22 protein-coding genes are annotated in these 24,512 nt (G+C 39.5%); 7 read left to right on the forward strand and 15 right to left on the reverse strand.

Translation table 11 applies throughout. The annotated features are described in order from the left end of the window. Positions 1-459: 459 nt before the first annotated feature. The 3 genes from M5A78_RS10935 to M5A78_RS10945 all read right to left on the reverse strand — a co-directional run bounded on the left by M5A78_RS10935 (position 460) and on the right by M5A78_RS10945 (position 1,986). Complete coding sequence (locus tag M5A78_RS10935) at positions 460-897, reverse strand: YaiI/YqxD family protein (RefSeq protein ID WP_248735310.1); 438 nt, start codon at positions 895-897, stop codon at positions 460-462. Between the two features lie 409 nt (positions 898-1,306). Beyond that, complete coding sequence (locus M5A78_RS10940) at positions 1,307-1,780, reverse strand: DUF3169 family protein (RefSeq protein WP_248735311.1); 474 nt, start codon at positions 1,778-1,780, stop codon at positions 1,307-1,309. Beyond that, positions 1,777-1,986 (reverse strand): helix-turn-helix transcriptional regulator, encoded by a 210-nt coding sequence (locus M5A78_RS10945; RefSeq protein ID WP_248735312.1) that lies wholly within the window; start codon positions 1,984-1,986, stop codon positions 1,777-1,779. Before M5A78_RS10945 ends, M5A78_RS10940 begins: the two co-directional genes overlap by 4 nt. A gap of 362 nt (positions 1,987-2,348) precedes the next feature. Between M5A78_RS10945 and M5A78_RS10950 the strand changes: the two genes are divergently transcribed. The 3 genes from M5A78_RS10950 to M5A78_RS10960 all read left to right on the forward strand — a co-directional run bounded on the left by M5A78_RS10950 (position 2,349) and on the right by M5A78_RS10960 (position 5,746). After that, positions 2,349-2,912: a biotin transporter BioY gene (locus tag M5A78_RS10950; RefSeq protein WP_248735313.1), complete on the forward strand. Its 564-nt coding sequence runs from the start codon at positions 2,349-2,351 to the stop codon at positions 2,910-2,912. Between the two features lie 253 nt (positions 2,913-3,165). Continuing rightward, positions 3,166-4,653, forward strand: coding sequence for an AMP-binding protein (locus M5A78_RS10955; RefSeq protein ID WP_248735314.1), 1,488 nt, complete (start codon positions 3,166-3,168; stop codon positions 4,651-4,653). Further along, positions 4,649-5,746: an acetyl-CoA C-acyltransferase gene (locus tag M5A78_RS10960; protein ID WP_264760454.1), complete on the forward strand. Its 1,098-nt coding sequence runs from the start codon at positions 4,649-4,651 to the stop codon at positions 5,744-5,746. The genes M5A78_RS10955 and M5A78_RS10960 overlap by 5 nt, the downstream gene beginning before the upstream one ends. 201 nt (positions 5,747-5,947) lie before the next feature. Here M5A78_RS10960 and M5A78_RS10965 read toward each other — a convergent pair whose 3' ends face one another. The 5 genes from M5A78_RS10965 to M5A78_RS10985 all read right to left on the reverse strand — a co-directional run bounded on the left by M5A78_RS10965 (position 5,948) and on the right by M5A78_RS10985 (position 11,472). Then, entirely contained in the window at positions 5,948-7,651 is a 1,704-nt protein-coding gene (locus M5A78_RS10965) for a M20/M25/M40 family metallo-hydrolase (protein ID WP_248735316.1), read from the reverse strand. Positions 7,652-7,745: 94 nt separating this feature from the next. Beyond that, a complete protein-coding gene (locus M5A78_RS10970) occupies positions 7,746-8,468 on the reverse strand; it encodes an amino acid ABC transporter ATP-binding protein (protein WP_248735317.1) in 723 nt (240 codons plus the stop codon). Then, positions 8,434-9,147, reverse strand: coding sequence for an amino acid ABC transporter permease (locus M5A78_RS10975; protein WP_248735318.1), 714 nt, complete (start codon positions 9,145-9,147; stop codon positions 8,434-8,436). The genes M5A78_RS10970 and M5A78_RS10975 overlap by 35 nt, the downstream gene beginning before the upstream one ends. Positions 9,148-9,193: 46 nt before the next feature. Further along, on the reverse strand, positions 9,194-9,997 hold the full coding sequence (locus M5A78_RS10980) for an ABC transporter substrate-binding protein (RefSeq protein ID WP_248735319.1): 804 nt from the start codon (positions 9,995-9,997) through the stop codon (positions 9,194-9,196). A 233-nt stretch (positions 9,998-10,230) separates the two neighbouring features. Further along, on the reverse strand, positions 10,231-11,472 hold the full coding sequence (locus M5A78_RS10985; RefSeq protein ID WP_248735320.1) for a PLP-dependent aminotransferase family protein: 1,242 nt from the start codon (positions 11,470-11,472) through the stop codon (positions 10,231-10,233). 307 nt (positions 11,473-11,779) lie between these two features. On the opposite strand from M5A78_RS10985, the gene M5A78_RS10990 reads away from it, so the two are divergent. Next, positions 11,780-13,183: a sigma-54 interaction domain-containing protein gene (locus M5A78_RS10990; protein WP_248735321.1), complete on the forward strand. Its 1,404-nt coding sequence runs from the start codon at positions 11,780-11,782 to the stop codon at positions 13,181-13,183. Positions 13,184-13,483: 300 nt separating this feature from the next. Here M5A78_RS10990 and M5A78_RS10995 read toward each other — a convergent pair whose 3' ends face one another. Continuing rightward, positions 13,484-13,657: a hypothetical protein gene (locus M5A78_RS10995; protein ID WP_248735322.1), complete on the reverse strand. Its 174-nt coding sequence runs from the start codon at positions 13,655-13,657 to the stop codon at positions 13,484-13,486. Positions 13,658-13,814: 157 nt separating this feature from the next. On the opposite strand from M5A78_RS10995, the gene M5A78_RS11000 reads away from it, so the two are divergent. Next, positions 13,815-14,744: an SDR family oxidoreductase gene (locus tag M5A78_RS11000; RefSeq protein WP_248735323.1), complete on the forward strand. Its 930-nt coding sequence runs from the start codon at positions 13,815-13,817 to the stop codon at positions 14,742-14,744. Here M5A78_RS11000 and M5A78_RS11005 read toward each other — a convergent pair. Continuing rightward, on the reverse strand, positions 14,736-14,990 hold the full coding sequence (locus M5A78_RS11005) for an isocitrate lyase/phosphoenolpyruvate mutase family protein (protein ID WP_406603688.1): 255 nt from the start codon (positions 14,988-14,990) through the stop codon (positions 14,736-14,738). The genes M5A78_RS11000 and M5A78_RS11005 overlap by 9 nt on opposite strands. A 323-nt stretch (positions 14,991-15,313) precedes the next feature. On the opposite strand from M5A78_RS11005, the gene M5A78_RS11010 reads away from it, so the two are divergent. Then, positions 15,314-15,949: a histidine phosphatase family protein gene (locus M5A78_RS11010; RefSeq protein ID WP_248735324.1), complete on the forward strand. Its 636-nt coding sequence runs from the start codon at positions 15,314-15,316 to the stop codon at positions 15,947-15,949. Positions 15,950-16,078: 129 nt separating this feature from the next. Here M5A78_RS11010 and M5A78_RS11015 read toward each other — a convergent pair whose 3' ends face one another. Together M5A78_RS11015 and M5A78_RS11020 are read right to left on the reverse strand one after the other, a co-directional pair. Further along, positions 16,079-16,948: a thermonuclease family protein gene (locus M5A78_RS11015; RefSeq protein ID WP_248735325.1), complete on the reverse strand. Its 870-nt coding sequence runs from the start codon at positions 16,946-16,948 to the stop codon at positions 16,079-16,081. Positions 16,949-17,208: 260 nt separating this feature from the next. Beyond that, positions 17,209-18,078 (reverse strand): cation diffusion facilitator family transporter, encoded by an 870-nt coding sequence (locus M5A78_RS11020; protein WP_248735326.1) that lies wholly within the window; start codon positions 18,076-18,078, stop codon positions 17,209-17,211. A 397-nt stretch (positions 18,079-18,475) separates the two neighbouring features. Here M5A78_RS11020 and M5A78_RS11025 point away from each other — a divergent pair, with 397 nt between their 5' ends. Further along, on the forward strand, positions 18,476-19,225 hold the full coding sequence (locus M5A78_RS11025; protein WP_248735327.1) for an SAM-dependent methyltransferase: 750 nt from the start codon (positions 18,476-18,478) through the stop codon (positions 19,223-19,225). A 239-nt stretch (positions 19,226-19,464) separates the two neighbouring features. Here the strand turns inward: M5A78_RS11025 and M5A78_RS11030 are convergent, their stop codons facing one another. The 3 genes from M5A78_RS11030 to nrfD are packed head-to-tail and all read right to left on the reverse strand — an operon-like array spanning position 19,465 to position 24,469. Continuing rightward, positions 19,465-20,067 (reverse strand): molecular chaperone TorD family protein, encoded by a 603-nt coding sequence (locus tag M5A78_RS11030; protein WP_248735328.1) that lies wholly within the window; start codon positions 20,065-20,067, stop codon positions 19,465-19,467. A gap of 15 nt (positions 20,068-20,082) precedes the next feature. After that, positions 20,083-23,181, reverse strand: a complete 3,099-nt coding sequence (locus tag M5A78_RS11035; RefSeq protein ID WP_248735329.1) for a molybdopterin-dependent oxidoreductase — start codon at positions 23,179-23,181, stop codon at positions 20,083-20,085. Beyond that, positions 23,174-24,469 (reverse strand): NrfD/PsrC family molybdoenzyme membrane anchor subunit, encoded by a 1,296-nt coding sequence (gene nrfD / locus M5A78_RS11040; protein ID WP_248735330.1) that lies wholly within the window; start codon positions 24,467-24,469, stop codon positions 23,174-23,176. The genes M5A78_RS11035 and nrfD overlap by 8 nt, the downstream gene beginning before the upstream one ends. Positions 24,470-24,512 lie beyond the last annotated feature (43 nt).

Here is a 24,512-nt window from a genome sequence, read left to right on the forward strand (position 1 = left end):
TAACTAAGATATTATAATTTTCTAAATTCTTTGTCAAATGTTTTTTTAAGTGATATTTTTCAACTACATATCTATTTATTGTCTGTGACAGGGGAATTTACCAGGTTAGGAAAATGCGATGTTTTTTTTACAGAGGGACGTTGTAAGGCTGTTCAGCCGAAAGAACGTGGTGAAATCCTGAAAGGGAAGCCGGGGCTGTATTGAGGCATCATCAGGAATATTGGTTAAGAATATTCGAATTGAATCGTGAGAAAAATGAGAATGAGCCAATTAATTAAAAAAGAGGCTGTTCTTCCAACTTAAGAACAAGCCTCTTTATTCCATCATTTTACGACCTTAATGTAGTTTAATCGATCGGCTTTTAGATATTTTTTTCAACCTCATAAGCATCCAACATTGTGTACATAATATTTTGTATTTATCTTGCATCACCTAATTGGTGAGCCACCCTCTGGAACCTCATGAAATGGCATTTTTAAAAAGCTCTTTAAATTGTTCCCTATCTTCTGATGTAAAAGGCTTTGGTCCCTTTGTACGCTTTCCACTTTTTCGAGCCATTGCACTTAAATAACGAGTTTGTAATAATTGGTCAATGTTTTCAATTGTGTACCTAAACCCTTTATGGTGTAGTACTAAACATCCTTTTGCTAGACCTAGCGATGCAAGTCCATAATCTTGCGTAACAATAATATCTCCTAATGCTGCTAACTTCATGATCCGGTAATCCGCAGCATCTGCTCCAGCATCAACATAAATGGTTTCCACTCCTGACGGTTGTTCCGCATTAGAAAAATGAGAAAAGCTCGTAACCAGGATAACAGGGATTTCTGCATTTGTACCTTCTGAGATAATAATGTCTTTTACCGGACAAGCATCAGCATCAACGTAAATTTTCATCTTTCGCTCTCCTAAAATTTGTTATTTACATTTTATCATTTCTCTCCCAAAGACGCACATTAAAATTCCAATGCTGGAAACACCAAAAGACGTGGAAAAAGTACATCCTCCACGCTCTTTACAAAATCTTTCTTATAATATCCCCAACACCATTAGGCTTTAATTATGAATCAATATATTTTTGAATGAATCTACTTTTCAAGAAATAAAGTTTTTCAAATTCTAACTGGTGGTCATCAAACATAATGATATCCGTCAACACCTTATTAATATTTGTCATTATGAATTTCAACTCAATGCGTTGGGATCAGGAACCATTTTTTCCGATTCGGTAGCCTCACACTATTATTCTGATAAAGGCTTTCTCCAAAGGTTTCGTACCTATTAAGAAAGCCTCTTTTGTCTAAAGCTATTTATAATTTTTCTGCCAAGAAATAATATAGGTCATAATCTGTGTTAAAGGAAGGAGTGTAAATACTATGATGGGATAATACGGAACCACATTGGAAATAAAAGGATAAAACAATAACAATACGGTTATTAACGGGAAAGCGTACAACATGCTAATGTACGCAGATCTGCAAGCTCGTGCTGTAATCTGTTGCTCACGTTCGTCCTTTTCTTCAAACTCATCCGGCACCCATAATGTCTTCGTAAAATTCATTTTTTTCCTTTTCTTTTTCCGGTAAGAAACAAAGGTCAAGAAACCGCCAATAACAAAGAAGAGTATAAAAGGTAAAATATTTATTTTAAAAATATAATCCCGTGACGTATCTTTGAAATATTCAGCAATATCAACGGATGCATAATAAAATGCTGACATTGCACAGCCAAATAACAACAACATTACAATAATGGCAGACCCCTGGCGAAAAATATTCATGATTCTTCATCCTCCAAATAAAAAATTTCTTCTATTGGCAGCTTAAAAGTCCTGGCAATATTCATCGCAAGCATTAGCGATGGTACATAGCTTCCTTTCTCTAATGCGACAATCGTTTGTCTCGTTACATTGACATGGTCAGCAAGATTTCCCTGGGTTAAATCATGCCTTGCCCTTAATTCCTTTACCCGATTTTTTATCACCATAAAAATTACCTCAAATTCCGTTTAATTACACTAATTGTAAAGTAAAGTATTCATTTTGTAAAGTTAACTTTACATTTATTCTAAAAAAATCTGTTGGGATGATCAGTGTCGTCTTTACGTTTAAAAAATGACCGAATTAGAAGAAATGTCGATGTTTTTTTATCAGTGGGACGTTGTAGGGTTCGATTCGAACCAACATCCATTTTATGTCCCATCTGGAAATAGTAGTGGTGACGCTTCTGAATTACGCATTCAATTTACATATTTTGATTGTTAACCAAAATATAAATTAGGTTGACATTTTTTATATCTCCCTTATAAAATGTAATTGTAAATAAATAATTTGCTTTGGGAGATGGACCATGAAGATTTTAGATATTACATATGTTGCTTTACTAGCGGCTTTTATGGGAGTTTTAGGATTTGTTCCGCCTATTATGCTTTCATTCACACCTGTACCGATTACCATCCAGACAGTAGGTGTACTGCTCGCCGGTGGGGTGTTAGGCCCGCGGCTTGGAGCCTTGAGCATGACGGTTTTCTTATTGGTTGTGGCAGCCGGAGCACCGCTTTTATCTGGGGGCCGCGGCGGTCCTGCTGTATTTATCGGACCGAGCGCAGGCTACTTATTCGCCTACCCTCTTACCGCTTTTTGCGTCGGTTATTTAATATCTCGGTTTAGTAAATTTAAATTTAGCAATATATTACTCATTAACCTGACAGTAGGTATATTTTTGCTCTATTTAATCGGAATTCCTGTACAGGCTTTTATTTTGCATATTCCTGTTAATAAGGCAATTCTAACTAGTCTGGCTTACGTTCCCGGAGATCTTATAAAGGCAACCCTGGCATCCTTCCTTGTTTACAGGCTGTTGAAATCCCCTGTCATTAAACGGAACGTGCATAAAAACGCTGAGACACTTTAATGTGTCTCTTTTTCTGTGGAAAAGGGGCGGAGCGCCGCAAAAATGAATCACTTTAACCAGTTAAAATGAAATACCCATTTCACTAGACGAAAGATGTGAAGTCTAGCTCTGCTCTCACCGCCTTTATTAGGTGACTACGGCTTGTTCTCTAAATTTATTTCCATGGTAGGGTTGGGAGTTGAGGCTCATGATCGTTTTTTATCAGCTTTTGGTTTAGACTTTTAATAGAATATGATAAAGAGAGGTATTTCCTTTGCCTACCATTACGGAAACATACATAAAATACGCTCAGCTTTTTCCAGATAAATTCGCGATTGAAACGGCAACCGAAAAAATTAGCTATCGCATGTGGTCTAATCGGGTTAACCAGACTGCCAATTGGCTCGACTCGCTTAAACTTTCTAATCAAACATTGGGAATTTTGCTACCAAACGGAATCTCCTTCCTACAGCTTTTCACTGGCGCTGCTACTGCTGGATGGACCTCCGTCCTCTTCGATTTGAAATGGACGGAATCAGAACTGCAAAACCAATTAACATTATCGCTCCCTTCCATTATCATAACAACGAGCGAGCTGTACCCAAAAGTCAAGCACCTCCATCCAGCCGTCCTGTTATGGGAAGATTGTCTTCAAGAAACCAAACAGGCCTCCATAAATAGGAGTACAGTTGCGGAGGGAAATCTCCCATTTTATATGGGATTTACCTCGGGGACAACTGGGCAACCGAAATCGTTCATCCGCTCGCATAACTCATGGGTAGCGAGCTTTGACTGCAGCCGGGTTGATTTTCAGATGAACGCGGACGATCATGTTGTCATTCCCGGTGCACTCATTCATTCCCATTTCCTATATGGAGCCGTTAGCACCTTATATTTGGGAGGGAGCCTCTATCTTCTCGAAAAATTCTCTCCTTCTAAAACCCTATCATTAATCGAATCACAGTCTATCACCGCCGTATATGTCGTGCCGACCATGATCGCCGCCTTACTTGCGGAAGGACGGAGCAGTGATAAACCGATTAAAATTCTTTCTTCCGGGGCAAAGTGGGAGGAGCATTCCAAGCAGCAGATACAGCGGATGTTTCCACGTTTTTCGATGTATGAATTCTATGGGGCGAGTGAACTGAGCTTTGTTACGGTGCTAGCCGACAAGGATTACACCCGAAAACCCGGGTCAGTTGGCAGGCCCTGTCATCAAGTAGAAATTGAAATTCGCCGTTCTAACTCCAAGCTTGCACAACTGAATGAACCTGGGAAAATTTTTGTAAAAAGTAAGATGGTTTTTCTTGGATATTTAGATAAAAGTGAGGCGGGCGAACATACCGGTCATCGGAGAATCCATTCTATTCAGGACGAAAATGGCTGGATAACGGTCGGTGATATAGGATATTTAGATGAGGACGGTTTTCTCTATCTCTCCGGACGGGAAAAAAATATGATTTTATACGGAGCAATCAATATTTTTCCTGAAGAAATTGAAAAAGTCATCAGTGCCCACCCTTATGTCGAAGAAGTAGTAGTCATCGGCATTGACGATCCTTACTGGGGCCAGGTTGCCGCGGCGGTCGTGAAAGGAACCGCTTCTAAAATGGAGCTAAAACGATTTTGCAGGCAGCATTTATCATCCTATAAAATCCCCCGCCATTGGTTTTTCATCAAGGAGATGCCGTATACAACAAGCGGTAAAATTGCCCGGCCACAAGTGAAAGAATATATTGAAAGCAAGGTGACGAACCATTAAAAGAGCCGTAATCGTCGAAGCGAAACGAACGCCGATTGGCAAAAAGAATGGCATGCTGCAAACACTACAGCCCCATGAACTAGCCGCTCCTGTTCTCCGCCAGCTGGCAGTCGAAATCGAAGAAAAAGTGGCAGATGTTATCCTAGGAAATGTGACGGGACCGGGCGGAAACATCGGACGGTTATCCGCTTTAGAGGCAGGGCTGCCTCTTTCTGTACCCGGATTGATGCTCGATCGCCAATGCAGCGCCGGCCTCGAAGCGATCCGTTTGGCATGCTATTTCATTCAGGGTGGTGCGGGACTGTGCTACATTGCAGGCGGGGTCGAAAGTACAAGCACCTCGCCTTTTCAAAAGCGAGCCCGCTTTTCTCCAGACAGCATCGGTGATCCGGATATGCTGGAGGCAGCTGAATATGTCGCCCAAACATACGGAATCAGTAAATGGCAACAAGATGAATTTGCACTTCTTAGCTATGAACGAAGCTGGGATGCGTTTGAAAAAGGGTTATATGCTGAAGAGATCATTCCTGTTTCTAATTGGGACAAGGATGAAGAGCTTTTTAAAAAGAGAAACATGGAAGCATTAATAAAGCGCGCAAAGCCAATTGTTTCTATAGAAAACGGCACCGTTACAGCGGCCAACAGCTGCCGCATTCATGACGCCGCCGCAGCTGCGCTGGTGATGGAGGAGGAAACTGCTCATCTTCTTGGCTTTCAGCCAGTTCTTCGCTTTGTTGACAGTGAGGTTGCCGGAGTCCATCCCTTCTATCCAGGAGCCGCACCCATTCCAGCTATCAAAGCCTTATTAGAAAGGAACGCGCTGACAATGGAAGACATTGATTTGATTGAAATCAATGAAGCCTTTGCCTCAAAAATCGTCGCCTGTGCTAGGGAACTTTCGATTCCCTATGAAAAGCTAAACGTTAGCGGCGGTGCCTTAACTATCGGCCACCCATACGGAGCATCCGGTGCTATCCTAGTCACAAGACTTTTCTACGAAGTTCAACGGCGAAAAGAGGTAAAGTGCGTCCTCGCAGCCATCGGAAGCGGCGGAGGAATCGGCATCGCCGTCCTGTTTGAGGTAATGAGGTAATGGTGCCAGGCACCTAAAAAGCTAGAAATGAATAGAATATGAGGTTGTCCAACACTTAGGAATGAGAAGGGGATCTCCACTTTTCGCTGCTGTATCCGGTTTTTGTTCCCTTACAGAATCCACTTTTTCAGAGGATTGTTCTGAACAGAAAGAGGGTGTCCCGATAGCTTTTAGACACCCTCTAATTTTGGTTTTCCAATCTTACCCTTTTGCAACGGTTTCGTCTGCTGCATCTTCGATCGTTTGCCTTAAATTCATCCCCAATAACCTGCAGATAATTTCATTTGTAAGATTCGGTACCATTTCGGTAGAGTACTGTATTTCCATTCGCTCGTAGCGGTTATGGGCATCGTACCCATATGGACCAATATTGATTACCGGTACATTAATCTCTCTTATTGCTTCATAATTCACGTAATGTTTTGTACTCCAGCCTGGGTTGTTTTCACTCACTGCACGAATCCCTTCCGCGTCATCACTTAAAGCAACACAACTCATATCGCAAACATATGGGAAGTAGTTTCTAGTCACAATTGGATGCGGGTAGTGTGCCTGAACAGTTTCAACAGCGTGGTTCAGTGCTTCCAACAAATTTTGTTCCCGTTCATTTTTTCCTGTCATCTCAATACGAGGTGAATAGAGTGAGGAATAAAACAAAATGATCGCCGGACTCTTATCAATCATCCAGTTCCATTCTTCTTCCACGACCCTTGCTGCAAACATTCTCGTATCCAGCGATTTATCTAGAAGCAGCTTTGATTTAAATATTTCCATATGCTTCAAAAATGCCTCACCATGCTTTTCAACAAGAAGCTTCTGCATGTCCTCGTAAATAATAACCCTCGTTTTCCACGGCAATTCGGAATAGCGCTGTCCACTAACCTCACAATATTTTCGATGTCTCTTTTCTAGGTTACTTAACGCATGATTAAACGCCAGTTCCGCTTGGTCCTTAAGCTTAATCAGGACATCTTTTGGCGACCAAGAATGTATAAAGAAGTTAAAATAAACATAGGCAGACAATGCTGTTTGTATCGTATATGTTGGCTTAAAATCCGTTTGCTTTAAGGAAACTGGCGGGACTGTGGTTTCTCCTAAGGATTCATCACATAAATCAGGATTGTAGCTAATCTGTCTTGTAAGCTCCGCCGCTATATAGTTCGGATCCAATCCTTCAAAGCAGGAACCTGCATGTGTTTCAGAACCCGTAATGAAGAAGGAAGGAAGGAGTTTCCCGACCGTCCCCTTATAGATATAACGGTTTTTATCCCCTTCAAACCTTGGTGCGACGAAATCGGAATTGATCAGGGCGATATACGCCAATTGCTGCTCATCTCTCCACCGCTTTAAATCTCCTAGTGCTGATAACACACCATGAGAACTATCTTCTTCATCACACTCTGCTAACAAAACGAGATTCCCTGATAATTCCTCAGGATACTCGGAGTAGTATTTTAGTAGAAAAAGATGACTTGCTACACCACTTTTCATATCTAAAACGCCTCGGCCAAAATGCCACTGGCCTGAATCTAAGTGCTCCTTTACAAGGTTCGGCAAAGATTCAATAGATAGCGCTTTCATCAGCTCGTATGGACAGCATGCTTTGTCCTTTAATTTTCCGTAATCCTCAATTCCTACGGTATCAATATGCCCCATTAGAATGACTGTTTTATTACTCTTCTCCTTCGTTCCTTTCACTAATGCAAGTACATTATACCGCTCTATTTCATCATTTTCTGTTTTCGTTTTAATAAGATAGGAAGGATTATTTTGAAAATAAGGGTAAGATTCTATGATTTTATATAAACTGTTGGCAATATCAATCTCGCCAATTGTATTTACCACACTTTCAATTTCAACTAATTCATTCGTTAGTCTTAATACTTCTTCGCGACTGGAAAACATTCTATGAATCGCTCCTTCAACAATATTTAAGAAAGGCTTTCTTTCTATTTTTTGGACTTAATTCGAATTGAAAAAGGTCTCTTACATTCTTACTCTATAAAACTTGTTGTAAAAATCGACGTGTCCGCTCATGCTCTGGTTTCGTAAAGAATACGGAAGGATGCCCTTCCTCAACCATTTGTCCATCTGCCAGCATGATCACACGGTCTGCGACTTCGCGTGCAAATCCCATTTCATGTGTCACAATAACCATGGTCATTCCATCTCTTGCCAAATTCTTCATCGTCTCAAGCACTTCACCAACAAGTTCTGGATCTAATGCTGAGGTCGGTTCATCAAATAACATGACATCTGGCTCCATTGCCAGTGCTCTGGCAATCGCTACTCTTTGCTTTTGACCTCCGGATAATTGGTCGGGGTATTGATGTGCTTTATCTAGCAGCCCTACTTTTTCCAAAATCTGCATCGCCTTTTCCATTGCCTCCTGCTTGCTTACCTTCTTAACATGAACTGGTGCCTCAATCACATTTGCCAGCACTGTCATATGCGGGAATAGATTAAAATGCTGAAATACCATCCCCATATTTTCACGTACTTTGTTAAGATCCGTTTTTTGTGTGTCAATTACCTGACCGTTGATTTCGATTTCTCCGCTATTTTTAATCTCTAGAAAATTAATGCATCTTAGTAAGGTGCTCTTCCCTGAACCACTGGCCCCGATCAGTACTACTACCTCAGATTTCTTAATTTCTAATGAAATATTTTTTAAAACCTGCAATCCGTCAAACGCTTTGAATAAGTTTTTCACCTTGATCAAACCGTTTTCCTCCTTTACTCTTCCCTACGTCTAATTTCTTCTCAATTTTATGAACAATTAGTGTGAAAATAAGCACAAGGAATAGATAGTATATCCCAACTACAAAATAGGTCTCAAACGGCATATAGTTCTCAGCCTGGGCTGAGAGAGCATTGTTAAACAATTCTGTAACAGCAATGTATGCAACAAGGGAGGAGTCTTTTAATCCAATAATAAATTGGTTCCCCAATGCTGGAATTGCCCTTTTAAATGCCTGAGGAAGAATGATACGGCGCATTGAGAGAGAATATGGCATCCCTAAGGAGCGGGCGGCTTCCATTTGTCCGCGGTCAATCGATTGAATTGCTCCCCGGAAAATTTCAGCTATATAGGCACCCGAGTGAATACCCAGAGCAAGCGCTCCTGCGGTAAAATCGCTTAACACGAACACACTTGATATGCCATAATACAAAAACATAAGCTGGACAATCAAAGGAAGCCCTCGGACGAGGAAAATATATAAATCGGCTATCTTTTTTAGAATGGTAATGTTTGAAACTTTGAAAAAGGCAAAAATCAAACCGATAATCATAGCAATCACCAAAGAGACAGCTGTTAGCTCCACGGTAATCACGGTCGCTTTTAGAAATGCGATCCCATGGGTTTGAAAAATAGATATAATACTTTCTACAAAATTCATGGTTATTGAACCCCCTTAGGAAAATCCACCTTCAAAACAGTTACTATTATTTTTCTAGGAGATTTTTTCCGAACCATTTAACACTTATCTTTTCGTACGTTCCATCTTCAACCATAGACTTAATCGCTTCATTTATTTTTTTCAGAAGCACTGGATTGTCCTTATTAACTGCAATCGCAATTTTTTCTTCTTGGAGAATCCCGCCAACATCCTTAATTTTCAGCCCCGATTCTTTCATTGCGGATATCCCAACGATTTTATCTGTGATGACTGCATCAACACGGCCAGGTCCAAGGTCTTGTAGAGCATACACATCACTTGGATAACTTTTTATGTCTTTCGTATATTCCTCAGCAACCTTCTTATACGTACTTGCTTGAACAACACCTATTCTTTTATCCTTCAAGTCTTCTTTTGATTTCACCGTTTCATTGGATTCACCTACAAAGATTTGTGCGCCAGAAATATAGTAAGGGCTTGTAAAATCGACTTGTTTCGCACGTTCCTCGGTTGCTGTCATACTGCCGATGATTGCGTCATATTTCTTTCCTTTTAAACCTTGAATAATCGTTTCCCATGGGTTAGTCACTGGATTGGGCTCCAAGCCAATCCTTTTCGAAATTTCCTCGCCGATTTCAACATCAAACCCTACGAGTTTGCCTTGGTCTTTATAATTTAGCGGCTTAAGCAAGCCACTCATACCGAACGTTAATTTACCCTTACTTACTAAATCCATTTTCTTGGTCTTTCCGTCTGTTTTTTCTGATCCATTAGATTTATTAGAACCACAGCCACTAAAAACAAAGAGGAACAGCAAACTAACAAGTAAAACTAAGGACATCTTCTTCATTTAAATTCACCTCATATAATTAGTTATTTGTCTTAAAGAACTTTGCTTATAAAAAACTGAGTTAGGTAAAGAGTTTCGCCCAAATGTTATTTTCTGTTGCCCTTAACAATCTATCCATTCACTGGCTTTGCTTCATGGTCCACGTATCCGCATTTTACCTAGGGGTTCAATCCCATAGATCTGGTAGAAATGAAGGACTTTGATGCCTATTTGAATTTCCTTCATGGGTTAAATCACCTTTCTCCGCTGCTTATAATTACACTAAGAGCTTTAATTAAAGAGGCAATATCATCTCTGGTTTGAATTTCTGTTACACTATAAAGTGCCGATTGACCAAACTCTGGAAACTCCTTTGAAAGATCCTTGCCCCCGAGAATCTTTTTCTCTAGCAATCTTTCATTAATCAATTCAATAGATAGGCCTGTTCCATTAAAGTCCACAATGAATTTTTCAAAAAAAGGTGAACTGAATCTCGAACCTTTTACTCCGGAAATTTTATTTAATTCCATAACTGCATATTGGCAATTTTGCATTATGGTTTGTCCAATCTCGTACATTCCATTCTGACTGAGCCATTCTGTTGGAACGGTATTGACTAAGTGGGGGGGAAACTCATTGATAAATTTCTCTTCATCCCTTACTGCAATAAATCCCACTTGACCACCACTCTGGTTTCTGTTCATTCCAAACCGATGGAGTTCTCCACAAACAATATCTGCACCGTAACAACTGGGAGGTGCAAGTAAACCTAAAGAAATAGGATCAACGTTTACAACAAGCAACACCTCATGTTCCTTAATGATTTCAGCTACTTCACTACCCTGCGATTCAATAAATCCTAGATAGGCGGGATTTTCAAAATAGACAGCTGCTGTTTCATTTGATATTTTTTTCTTTAAATCTTCTAAATCTAGAAGACCCGTATCTTTGTCATAATCAACAAAAGCAAAGTCTAGTTCAGGAGAGCCATAATAGCTAATGATTTTAAATCTATCCGGTGAAACTACTTTTGCCGCAAGGATCTTCTTTCTACCGGTTATACGTGAAGCCATTCTAATCGAAAGTGCTGCTGCTTTGCCCCAATCAAACGTAGATATTTTCACCACATCCATATCTAATAGCTCAGCTATTAAACTTTGATATTCAACCAATCCCTGAAATCGCCCCTCACCACCATGAAACGTTAAGAATTTTGATCTTTGATTCCCTTCATCATAAATAGGCGGTATATTATTCTGACAGCAGACAACGTCAAAAACGTTAAAATACTTAACAGCGTTAACATTTTTATTTAGCGGTTCCTCCATATAATCGGGTATTTCATATTCTATTTGGGGTTTCGATGGGCCCCATTCGCCTAAAGAATGAAGTTCTTCCTGGGAGCATAACTTCAATTCGATACATGATTCAGCGCTAATTTCCATTATCATTTCATTTTCTATTTTTTGTATATCAGGACGTATCTTTTTTGTCATACCAAGACCTCCTTTTTGTTGTCCATTTTCCTTTAAAGAGTTGTCATTAAACTAGGATGCAAAAAACGTGCCAACTTAAAAAGCTAGGAAAATCAATGAACTTTATTAACGTATTCATTTCTACTTGCCAAAATTGACCGAATATGGACAATTTAGCAATTATTCAAAAAATGTTGTACAATTAGTAACAAGTTGTTTTTGCATAGATTTCTGACATGTGTAACAACCTTGTAGACTTTCAACCGAGTCTTTTTTCTATTAGTGACCAAAAACTTCTATAAGTAAAAAAACTATGGGAGGGATTATTTTGCCTTCAATCATGTCTATCACCAAGGTTATTCATACATTTGCAGAACTTTTAGAGATTGAAATTGCTTTTTTTAATCATGAGGGAATTTTGACTGCCACAACTGAAGAGTATATGAAGAAGAAAGGGAATCGTGTGCATCTTGCATTTTTCCAAAAACTACCTTATGAGCACCCCGTTAAATTTGTCCATAAGCCCGGCCATATGAATATGTGTCAAGGCTGTCATTTCCAAAATAAATGTCCCTCCACAGCAGAAATTGTTCAAAATATATCAGTAAACGGAAACAATTACGGATATCTTTCATTCGTGAGTTTTACCCAAGATGGTCAAGAAAAATTAATTACCCGTCAAAAAGAGTATAACTACTGGATATTAAAATTAACGGAAATTATTTCAAGCATCCTTCACGAAAAAGAAGGGGTGCCAAGAATGAAGAAGAAACGTGAAAAAACTGACTATATTCTTGGAAACAGTTTATCAATGCAAAAAATAAGAGAGCTTATAAAAAATCTAAAAAACAGCACATCTTCCATCGTTATTACAGGTGAAACGGGTACAGGAAAAAGCTTATTAGCAAAGCTCATCCATGAACAGAGCATGATTCAAAAGGGAGACTTTGTTGAAATTAATTGTGCTAGTATTCCAGAATCTTTATTTGAAAGCGAATTGTTTGGTTACGAAGAAGGAGCATTTACAGGCGCAAGAAAAAGAGGAAAACCAGGATATTTCGAAATGGCAGATAGAGGAACACTTTTTTTAGATGAGATCGCAGACCTCCCTATACATCTCCAACCAAAACTTCTAAAAGTATTGCAGGATGGTTTGGTACAGAGAATTGGTGGAACATTGCCCAAACAGATAAATGTTCGAATTATTGCTGCAGCTAATCAATCTTTAGAAAAGCTAATGGCATTAAAACAGTTCCGTTCAGACCTCTATTACAGGCTAAATGTCATTCCGCTCCATTTAACACCATTAAGGGAAAGAAAAGAGGATATCGAGGAGTTACTCTCCTTCTTATTGGAAAAATTACAAATTCGGACTGGAAAGTTCATTCAAACCTATAGTAAAGGATTTTTGAAAAGAATAAAGGAATATCATTGGCCAGGGAATATCCGCGAGTTGGAGAATGTCATAGAGTACTGCATGAGTATGGAAAAAAGTACTCAATTGACCGAATCGTCACTACCCGATTTTTTAGTAAGGGAATCGAAAACGATGGTCCATGATCCTCATAAAGAGCACGGAGGATTAAAAGAAGTGGAAAAAGCGCTCATCATTCAAAAACTCCATCTTTATGGTTATGATCATGATGGAAAAAAGCAAGTTGCTCAGGAGTTAGGTGTCAGCATGAGAACCTTGAACAGGAAAATAGATAAATACACCATTACCTTTCCATAGTTTTTCTAGTTATCAACAGTCCAAGGAAAAAATATTAACTATCATTGTCACAACCTTCGAACAAAATGAAGCCCCAGAATACGGCAACGGGGATAACGTGTGGAAAAGATAACAAATCAGCAAGAATCCTAGTCCAACTAGCAGCCCGACTAATTGGGTCGGGTCAAAGGCTAAGAATATTAAATTCATCAGCAATTGCTTACAATTGGTTCGTCCACATATACAAAAAGATGCCTAATCATAACGAAAGGCATCTTTTTTTAAAATTTTTGGACTAGCGAAAGATTATTTGCCTCCTTTCTAGATAACAGGATAGTACTGTTCATATCTTGGATTACAATAATAGGGTGGTCTCGGCCCTATTTGAGGCATTTGCCAAGTATACGGATTAGAATTATATAAAATCTCTTCCTTTCCCTCAGATTGAGCTACTAATAATAAACTTACTTCGCGGCTAAATTGATAATAGTGCACTACTCATAACCTCCTTGATGCATTTCATTTTCCATCAACTTATTCAACCTTCGATCGTAATGAGCCCGTCCCGCCTATTGTTTTTTCATCACGATAGGCACACTGTTAGCCCAGATGTCATACAGTGCAGGAAAATGTTTTTTCTAGGAGGATTTTCATGGCCCACGATAATCAACAGAAGCCACCGAATCAAGATTATCCGTTGTATCCCCATTACGGAAAAATAACGCGCTATGAAGACATTCCAATTACTGTTCCAGAACAACGTCAGTTTCGACAGCCGGGTGTTGAAAAATTGATGGTTCCAAGGCCGATCATTGAAAATCCGAATTATCAAGGAAGCGGGAAACTAGCAGGGAAGGTCGCGCTGATCACTGGTGGTGACAGTGGGATGGGGGCAGCTGCTGCTATCGCATTCGCTAAAGAAGGTGCGGACGTTGCCATTGCGTATTTGGATGAACATGAGGATGCAAACCGAACGAAGACAAGAATTGAAGAACTCGGACAACGTTGTTTATTATTACCTGGTGACCTAAGAGAAAAACAGCAGTGTATCGATATTGTGGAAAAAACGATCCAATCCTTTGGACAGCTCGATGTGCTTTGTAACCATGTTGGTATCCAGTTTCAACAAGTAAGCTTGCTTGATATTACGGATGAGCAGTTCGATGATACGTTTAAAGTAAACATCTACTCTCATTTTTACACAACCAGGGCAGCCCTGCCCTACTTAAAAGCAGGCAGCTCCATCATTAATACAGCTTCTGTTGTTGCATTTTATGGGAATGAGCAATTGATTGATTATACGGCGACGAAAGCTGCTAACGTTGGATTCACCCGGGCATTAGCCAATAATTTAATTGAAAAAGGAATCAGGGTAAATGCAGTCGCTCCTGGACGCATTTGGACTCCCCTTATCCCATCAAGCTTCTCAGCTGACCAAGTTCCACTTGTAAACAATCCTATGAAACGTCAAGGTCAACCCTTTGAACTTGCTCCGACTTTTGTATATCTCGCCTCCGATGATTCTCGTTTCATGACTGGGCAAACACTTCATGTTAACGGTGGGCAGGTGATGTCATCCTAATATCCTAGCATGCAAAAAAGCACCAGTCACTGTTGTAATCGTTTTAATGATACCTAAATGTCTGTCAAAATCAATTAATTCACCATCTGCAAATCCAAGTGAATTAGCAATTCCCCAGCTTGTCGTACCAATCGCTTTAAATCCTACTTTTTCGAGAGTTAAGGCAGATAGGAGATCCCAAGCATTTCCTAAAAATAATATTTCCTGTGACGAATGTAGCTCATTGAATTCCTGAATTTTTGTCATAATAAGTTCCCCCTTATGTTTGTTGGAACCATTTTAATAAGGAATCTACATTCACTTCGTCCTCATTCTTGCTCTTATAGTCTATTGAAACAAAAAAGAGAAGTTATCATTGACTCCTCTTCTAAAACTATATTTTCCTCTACCTTCCTGTACTTATTGAATTTCATGATTCGATATTACTGCCCCTTTTCCACAGACAGGTGTAGGTCGCCTGATACCTGAATTGGTAAACATAACATCACTTCTGCTAAAAGCAGCGACAGTATCACTCAATTGTGTGATAAAATCCTAGTTATAATCATGAAAAAAGTAGGTGTTTAAGGTTGACTGAACCAAAAAAAGTAACGCTTTATTTTGTCCGTCATGGTGAAACTCAATTTAATGTTGAAAGACGGATGCAAGGATTTTGTGATTCCCCTCTTACCGAAAAGGGAATCGCACAGGCCAAAGCAGTAGGAAGAGGATTATCAGACATTGAATTCAAAGCGGCATACGCCAGCGAGAGTCAGCGGGTAGTCGATACTGCAAATCATGCTCTTGGAGTTAGGGCAATACCTCTATCGACCGATGCACGTCTTAAGGAAATGAACTTCGGTGTTCTAGAATCTTTATTATTCACTGATATTAATGCTCAATATGGGATTTTACTTGAGACTTTATTTAGTCTTAAAGATTTACATTTATCTGCTCCGGAAGGTGAATCTTATGTTCAACTTTTTTCGCGGACAAATGTAGCTATTAAAGAGATTATTAAAAAACATGAAAAAGAAGGCGGAAATATTCTCGTATTCTCTCACGGAGTAACGATTGGAAACTACTTAATGCAATTAATGAAAATTAACAAATATCTGCACCATGATAATTGCAGCGTTTCCGTGGTCAGCTACTTGGACGGAAATTTTGAAGTTGAACGTCTGGCGGATACTTCTTTTAGAGAACAAGGAACTAGTTATAATTAGGCTCTTTTCTAAGAAATGGTTTGCTTTTATTGAGTGAAGATCATTTGACGACCGAAAAAGAAAAAAGAGCTGCCTCCCAAAGGTCGTTGATCGTCCCTTTTGGAGGCAGCTCTTTCCACTGTTCTTTTATTATCTATCGCAGGCATACCCATCATTATCACGATCCATTTTCGCTTGATAAGCAGGGTGTCCTTTTGAAACACCATCTGGGTATTTTTTTCGAAGTTCAGTACAATTGGCAAAAAACTCGGTCCCACTACTATTAGGCGTATTGCTTGATTGGGTAGTGGTTTTCGAACTAGAGCTAGTTGAACCAGGCTGATTGGTTGGTTTAGCAGCTGAATTTACACAGCCATTAAATCCACGATCAGTAGCAAAGCCTGGCTGTGACCAGATATTCAGCTTTTTATTTTTTGCTTGATTTTCATCGGCTTGAAATTGGTCCAAATATTTATATGGAGGTTGGTATACATAGGCGATGCGGGCATAGCCTTCTTTTAGCAAGGTTTCTTGCACGGAAGCCCCGTTTACAAACACATAGGCCAACAGGCGACCGTATTTATCTCTTTTGTTTCCATGATCAAATTCAAGAGTTATTTGACCGCTGTTCAATAATTGGTTGTTTCTTTTATACGCTTCTACGGCAAAGGGCTGGACACAAGTATTTGGCTTTTTCTCTTCCGGAGTATCAACCAACAAGTATCGCACCGTCTCTTTTTCTCCATTATAAGTTACTTTAATCGTGTCGCCATCCACTGCTTCTACTAGAGTAACCGGAACCTGATTGCTGTCCTCCTTGGTCTGGGGTTGTTCCTTGCTATTTTCCGATTGGTTAACCTGACTCTTCCCTACTGTATCCGTTTTTTGTTCCTTTACAGATTCCACTTTTTCAGATGTTTGCTCTGCTGTACTTGAGGTTTTTTCAGCACTTCCTTGATTGCAGGCCGTCAATCCTAATAAAAGAAATCCAGATACTACTAAATTAAGAACTAACTTCATTTCTTCACACCTTATATTCTTTATTCTTCAACTAAAAATCACTATTACATTATAAACCTTTTCATTATAGTTTTTAAGGTCAATAGTACTCATTCATTAACTAATCCAAACGTTTATATAAAAATTGAAAGTCGCAAGGATCATTAAAAAAAATACCCAACTCTAATAGGATATTTTCTAAGTTTATTGTTTTGTGTATTCCCGGGGAATATGTAGAACGGGCGATCATTCCTCTATATTCATTTGCTTTTTTGAATAAATTAATTTGGCTCTACATGGACATGAACATCGTATACTCCATAATTTGTTATCATGACTTTTTCAACATGGGTAGCTATGTCATGTGCTTCTCTAATATCTAACGTAGAATGAACAAGAATCACGACATCGATCACTTCATTATTGCCGTAGTTTCTCCCTTTAATTTCCTTTATTCCTTTTACTCCGTCTACTTTTGTAATGACTTCCTGATAAAGTTGAATTTTATTTTCATCAAATCCATCTGATAGTTCATGAGAAGCTTGCTTAAAGATATCCCAAGCTGTTTTACATATTAATAGTCCTACGATAATTGCAGTTACTGTGTCTAGCCAAGGCATATTTAATTGAGAACCACATATACCTACAGCTGTTCCTATACTTACCCAAGCATCGGAAAGGTTATCTTTTGCAGCTGCCATCACAGCTTTACTATTAATTTTACCAGCTAATTTTTTATTGTACCGATAAACAAAATACATGGCTATTGCTGAAACCATACCTACATATGCAGCTATAATGTCAGGTGACTCTTTCCCCCCCTGAAACATAGAGGTAATAGCATCTATCAATACTTGTATACCAACGGCTATCATAATAAAAGAAGCAACCATTGATGCTATCGTTTCACTTTTCCAATGACCATAACCATGATCTTTATCAGGCGGCCTTTGTGAAAGCTTCAGCCCAATAAGTACAGCAATAGATGCAATGATATCGGTTGTATTGTTTAGACCATCTGCTTTCAAAGCAGCAGAGTCACTCATATATCCAATAACTACCTTTATGATGGAAAGACAAATATAAGCAATCATACTAATGATTGCGCCACGTTCGCCTAATTTAAGATCCTTATATTTTTGATTTTCCATCTTTCTTTCCTCCCACCAAAGTACTTCCCTATGATATCAATAAAAATATGGGTGGGTCTAGAGCAACCTTTTTGCATCGTTTTATATAAGTAGACTACACATAATAATGTTTCACACGGGAAAGACTTCTAGGAATATACCTTATTTAAACCATTCATTTTGAGACCGTTATCAAACGTAACCACCATGGAACCACGATTGCCTGTACTAAAATAGAATTTTTCTAACACTATTACGATGATTTCGTTCTCCCCAATCGAACAGCAAGGCAAATAAATAACCGCAAAATTAATGTCTATTAGACATAAAAAATATGTTACAGTTTTAATTAGACTTATTATAGGGTTTTGCCCTATTAGAACCAGATCTTCCTTAAAGGAGAAAAGGAGACAAACATATGGATAGAAACAAATTTTCAGCTATTGCCCACCGCGATCACACATTTTATAATCCTATCAGTGAAGAAAAGCTCATGAAAATGATAGGAATCGTATCTCCTAAACCGCAAGATAAGGTGATTGATATTGGCGCAGGAAAATGTGAACTGTTGATTCGTTTGGTGGAAAACTACCAGGTAACAGCTACTGCTATCGAATTGTATGGCGGTGCCATCGAGAAAGGGAAAAGGCATGCAAGCAGCAGAATTCCTGAGGGCAGTATTGAATTTATCGTGGATGATGCAACCGCGGCAGTCGAAAGATGTGAGCAAGCGGGATATGAATTAGGAATTTGTATCGGTTCGACCCACGCATTGGGTGGGCTAGAAGCTACACTACAGACGCTTAAGAGCCTCGTAAAGAAAAATGGATACATTCTGATTGGTGAAGGCTATTGGAAACAAACTCCATGTGCTGAGTATTTAGAGGCGCTTGGAGGAGCTGACGAGTCCGATTGTAAAAGCCATGCTGAGACTGTAAAGGCAGGTGAGGAATTGGGGCTAGTCCCGCTTTGGTCTTATGTAGCGAACGAAGATGATTGGGATGATTATGAATGGCTCTATTCCTCATCTATCGAGAATTATTGTCTTGAGAATCCAAATGATCCAGATCATGATGCGATGCTACAGAGAATTCGTACTTGGAGACGAACTTATTTGAAATGGGGCAGGGATACTCTAGGATTCGGATTGTATTTGTACCGAACCTAAGGTCACGCCTCGGGTTTTAGAAAAGTACGAGCGGCTGTTAACCGACGTATGGACTGGGGCGCTTCTAAGTTTAAGAGAACCTGCAAAAGGATGCCTGCCTCCAGATGTGTTAACACATCTAGAGGCAGGCATCCAAATTTCTTTCCTACTTTATCACTAAACAACTTATCTTGTTCGCGTCCATCTACACTTCTCTATCCACTATTAAACAAAATTCGAGTATTGCCTGTGGATCGTATTTAAGATAATGACAGGAATTCTTCCTTGTCAAGAGACTGGCAAAAACACTCTAAAAACTCTTTAATAAAAGGATGCTGTACATGGTTAGATGCATTTTTCTGCAGAGGCTTAAGCATCGGCTGAATGTAATTGGATAAAATTTCAACCTCAAGATCAACTAATTTATTATATAGCTCAACATCTGAATCTTGTTTTGCTTTTATTTGTTCTTGTATTAATGAACGAACAAACACCATTAAACAGCCCAGATGATCGGGGTAAAGATTGTTTTCAAGCGGGTAATAAAAGCCTAGTTTTTCATAAAGGCCAATTAAACAAAGTAAGCTTTTCCTGCTTTCCTCAGCATTTTTTCCGCCATTGCCAGAATAAGAGGAAAAATAAGGAGAGATGAAAAATTCACCGGGAATACAAAAGTGATTTTCATGCCAAACTTCTACTTTTTCACGCTGATAATGTTGATGGAATGGGAACTGATTACTTACTTCAGCCGGTATTTCGGCAAAGATCGTCTCATAACGATCCCAATCTCCAAGCCAAATCACAGACATTATATTCGCTAGCACCATGCTGCCATGAAGTTCTTCTACTGTTTGCATAACCATTTCCCTCTCCTTTTATCATACCTTTTTAATATCGATATAAACATTTTGCTGGGCAGGACCACCTGCAATTAGATCTGCTAGAAAGCCTTCAAAATAACTTGAATCTTTATCGGCTAAAGCATTAACAGAAAATCCATTCCCACGAGCCTTTGCATAGCCGCTTTCTTCATGAAGGGGAACATTAGTTTCAAACGGTAAATGTCCATAATTCTCAGTTTTCTTCATTATTTTTCCGTCAATCTTTTCATCCTTTACACCATTTGCGAAATGACCAAAGCTGTAGTTTGCGCCAAGCACACCTGGTTTAATTCCTGGTGTAACCAATGCTGTTCCTTTTACTTTTGCACTAGTAGAAGTAATTAAAACCGTGTCTCCTGTTTTTATGCCTTTCTTTTTTGCATCAAGTGGATTAATCCACAAATAGTTTTCCGGGCGAATTTCTCTTAACCATGCATTGCTTTCCGTTCGATGTGTTCCCACATTTCTAGACTTCCAATTGATAAATTGGTAAGGCTTAGATGGCTGATAGATTTCTCCATTATATTGCCTAATTTCGTCAGCGATTGGTACACCTTCAAAGGTTTTACCTGTGTATGCACTCTTAAAGCCCGCTACCTTTTCATCATAAAAGTGTACGAGATTATTAAATTGATATTTAATATGGTTTCCGACATATTCATCACCTTGCGGCTCATATCTTCCTCCACGGTTTAATACATACACAACCTTTTTCCACTCTTCCGGCTTCACCGTACTTTTCAAGACATTGATATCAAAATACTTTCCGAGTGCTTTTTTTCTTGCTTTTTCAAAAATGGCAAGCTCTTCTGCACTCGCATCTTGGACCGGTTTCTTGCCATCAAAGGCTATATTTGCAACACGTCGAACATAGTAATCTTCCGGACAATGAAGATTGGAACCATCTTTAAATGCACCGTCACCTACTCCTGGAAGCCCCATTCCTTTTAATAAATCAATATACACTTGCTCCGTTGACCGTGCATCCGGTACGATGCGCGTAACCGGCTGGATAAGACCAGCAAATTTATATTTTAGGATTGGGAAAATTTCTTCTGCATTCCAGCTTTCAAGATAGGATAAATCAGGCAAGATGAAATCAGCATACTTTGTTGTTTCTCCAATGACAATGTCAGATGAAACAACAAGCTCAACCACTTTTGGATCACGAATGAATTTCAGTTGCATATCTGAACGTGGCCCTGACATAATCGGTGAAGTTCGATTGACGATAATGGCACGTATTTTGTAAGGATACCCTTCAGCTGCACTTGGAAGCACATCATGAATTAATTTATTGCCAATTGGATACCATGGACGCTTTGCTGGATAACCGTCTTTTTTAAATAAGGATGTCTTTTCATATGGTACCTTATGCCGCGTAACGGGTATTCCCCATGAAGTGTTTGCATTTGGCACAGCACTTAAATTATAGCGGCCTTCAGTCGCATTGAATTTTGCACCCAAGGCAGTGTCTCCACCCTTCCAGTCATGATTTCCAACTAGATGGTTTAACATATTAATAGCACGAACACTATAGTAGCCATTGGTATGCATGGCAGGGCCACGGTATGAATGAATCCCTACTTTTTTACCATGTGACGTAAATTCCTTCGCGATTTGGTTTATTTGTTCCACTGGTATGTCACATTGCATTGCGTAATTCTCTAGTGATTTTTCCATTACCTTCTTTTTAAAAATGGTAAATACTGATTTTACCTTGATTCCGTTAATTTCTGTATCAACCTCTAAATCTCCTTGATGAGCATTTGTATGCAACACTGGCTTGCCATTTTCTAATACAACAAATTCTTCTTCACCCATACCTAAATCACGTGCTCGTAAGAAAGGGCGTTTTTTATCGCCAACATTGACTAAATAAGTCGCATCGCTCCATGTCGCTTCATCATCCAATTTAGCTTCCATCCCATTTGGATTTCGTAAATATTGCTCATCATAGCGATTATTTTCAATAATCCAACGGCACATAGCTAGGGCAAGTGCACCGTCTCCACCCGGTTTGACTGGAACCCACATGTGAGCTTTTTCAGCTGTTTTGCTAAAGCGAGGGTCAATGACGACCATCTTCATCCCCCGGTCAATCGCATTGGTTATTTGTGGTGCAAAGGTTGTTGGACCACGATTGGCTGTTAATGGGTTCGCACCCCAGACAAGGACAAATTCAGCATTTTCATAATCAGGGATCATCCGTTGCTTTTGTTTTGTCGTATCATGTGAGCGGACATTTCCCATTACACTTGTAATTCCGCAATAACCGCCATGGTCGTAATAATTCGCTGTTCCAAGACTGCCGTTGGCAAGTCTTTCAATAAATTCTCGATGTTGGCCGGACATGACCACAATCTGGTTTGATTTCGGACCAAAATCAGGATGATCGGTATTAATTAGGACATCCTTGTATTTCGCATCAAATTCAGCTTTTTTCATTTTATCAGTTTTAAGTTTTTCCCAATCCGCCATGACTGCTGCCTCAGGTGCAAATGCCCAAATCTCCTTTAGGCCTGGTGTTCCGAGATCTTTGCTACCGTCAAGAATTTCCTTGTATGCCTCTTCCCAGCTAATCGATTTCCATACACCGCTGCCCCTCTCTCCAACGCGCTTTAGCGGTTTTTGGACACGATAAGCATCATAGGCAGTTTGGATACCGGCTTGCCCCTTCAAACATGTTCTCGCTCCTCGATGCGAACGCCCTGATTTAGCTACATCACCCGTTCCCTTTATGGCGGCTTCAAGTGGGGTATTATAATCAATATGACCAAAAGGAACCATCCCAATTGGGCTGTATTGGTTACCAGCTATTTTACGGACGATCGAAGAATAGGGACTGTTCGCATTTCCGGCGACAATATATGTTTTGATTGTACAACTCGCATTACATTGCTGACATGACGTAAACAGAATGTCTTCTGCTGTATAATCCTGATAATCTGTCCCAATCCCATGTCCATCATCTGTCCATACCCCGTTTATCACTTGCTTTACGGGACCGACAAACGCTGGACCCACGATGGCCACGGCACCAAATGCACCTAGTGCTTTTAGAAAACCTCTTCGATTCATTTTATCTTTACTCATATACATTCACTCCATTTTCATGAGAGTCACTTTCCTCAATTGGGAATAGCTTCTCGCCAATGGTATAGATGATTAGACACATTGCAATAAGACCGAATGATGTCAGCCACTCCGACAGGTTTGGATAATAATTCCCAGCAGGCATCCCATCTAATTTAGGCATAATTAATGTCGGGACAACCATATTAAAACGAACCCCAACCACCCCAATGATTGTCATAATAGAAGCGGCCAAAATCCAATTAACTGATTCCCTTGTCTTTTTAATAAACAGTATGATTAATGGGAAAAACATCGCCAATCCCATTTGGAAAATCCAGAAGCTCCACCACCAGGCGCTTCCTGTTAAAAGCTTTATCGTTCCAAGCTCCTCATGCCCTAAGCCGTATATGCCAACAAGATATTCATACCAAACCATGATAAATTCAATTCCTAAAAATAAGGCAAGCATACTGCCCAGTGAACGAACCATCGGAACATCCAATTCTTGTCTTTTTACTTTACATTTAATAACGTAAATGGCAATCGATAATGCCGTACCGGAAACTAACGCGGATAAGATGAAAATTAGTGGGAATAACGCAGAATTTAAGAAAGGCTGTGCCTTCGCTACTGCAAAGATGGATCCAGTCCCACCATGAACACCGAAAATGGCTAGTGGAATTCCAATCATCCCCATCACCTTAAGCCTCTTACGATCTCGAGCATGATCTGCCTCTGTGAACTCCTGCTTATTTCCCACAAGCAAACGGTATAGCTTTGCTTTAAAGTTGTCACCTTTTGCTAGTTTAATCAGATCTTTCCTCATCGAAAAATACAGCTCCGTAACTAATAACGCAATGTAGACAATATAAAAATGAATTTCCCATGACATCGTACTCATTACGTTCCAGTAAATCACAGAGTTCATAATATGGTCTGGACGACCGATGTCGAAGAAAATAAATGTAACCGCAGTGATCATACAGACAATGGCTGATAATAACGCCGACCTGCCAATTCTCTCAAACTTCTCCATCCCGAAGCCGTAAATGAGCGTAGATAGTAAGAAGGAACCTGCACTCATTCCAATAAAATAAATGTAAAACGCAACCCATCCACCCCATGGGACAATATTTGATAAATAAGTGGAAGACATTCCTTGTAAGAAATATCCGCTAATAATAGAGTATAAGCCAACACAAAATAAGACGATTAAAAATGACCACCAAATTTTTTCAATCTTCCCTAACCTACTCATTTCTTGAGAGGGAAGCATTCTTTTATCGATATTTGCTTTCGTTATCATGTAAACCACTCCTTTTCAGAAAGCTTTCCAAATTACAATTCCT

It is taken from the genome of Neobacillus rhizosphaerae (assembly GCF_937468385.1).
GTDB lineage: Bacteria > Bacillota > Bacilli > Bacillales > Cytobacillaceae > Neobacillus > Neobacillus rhizosphaerae.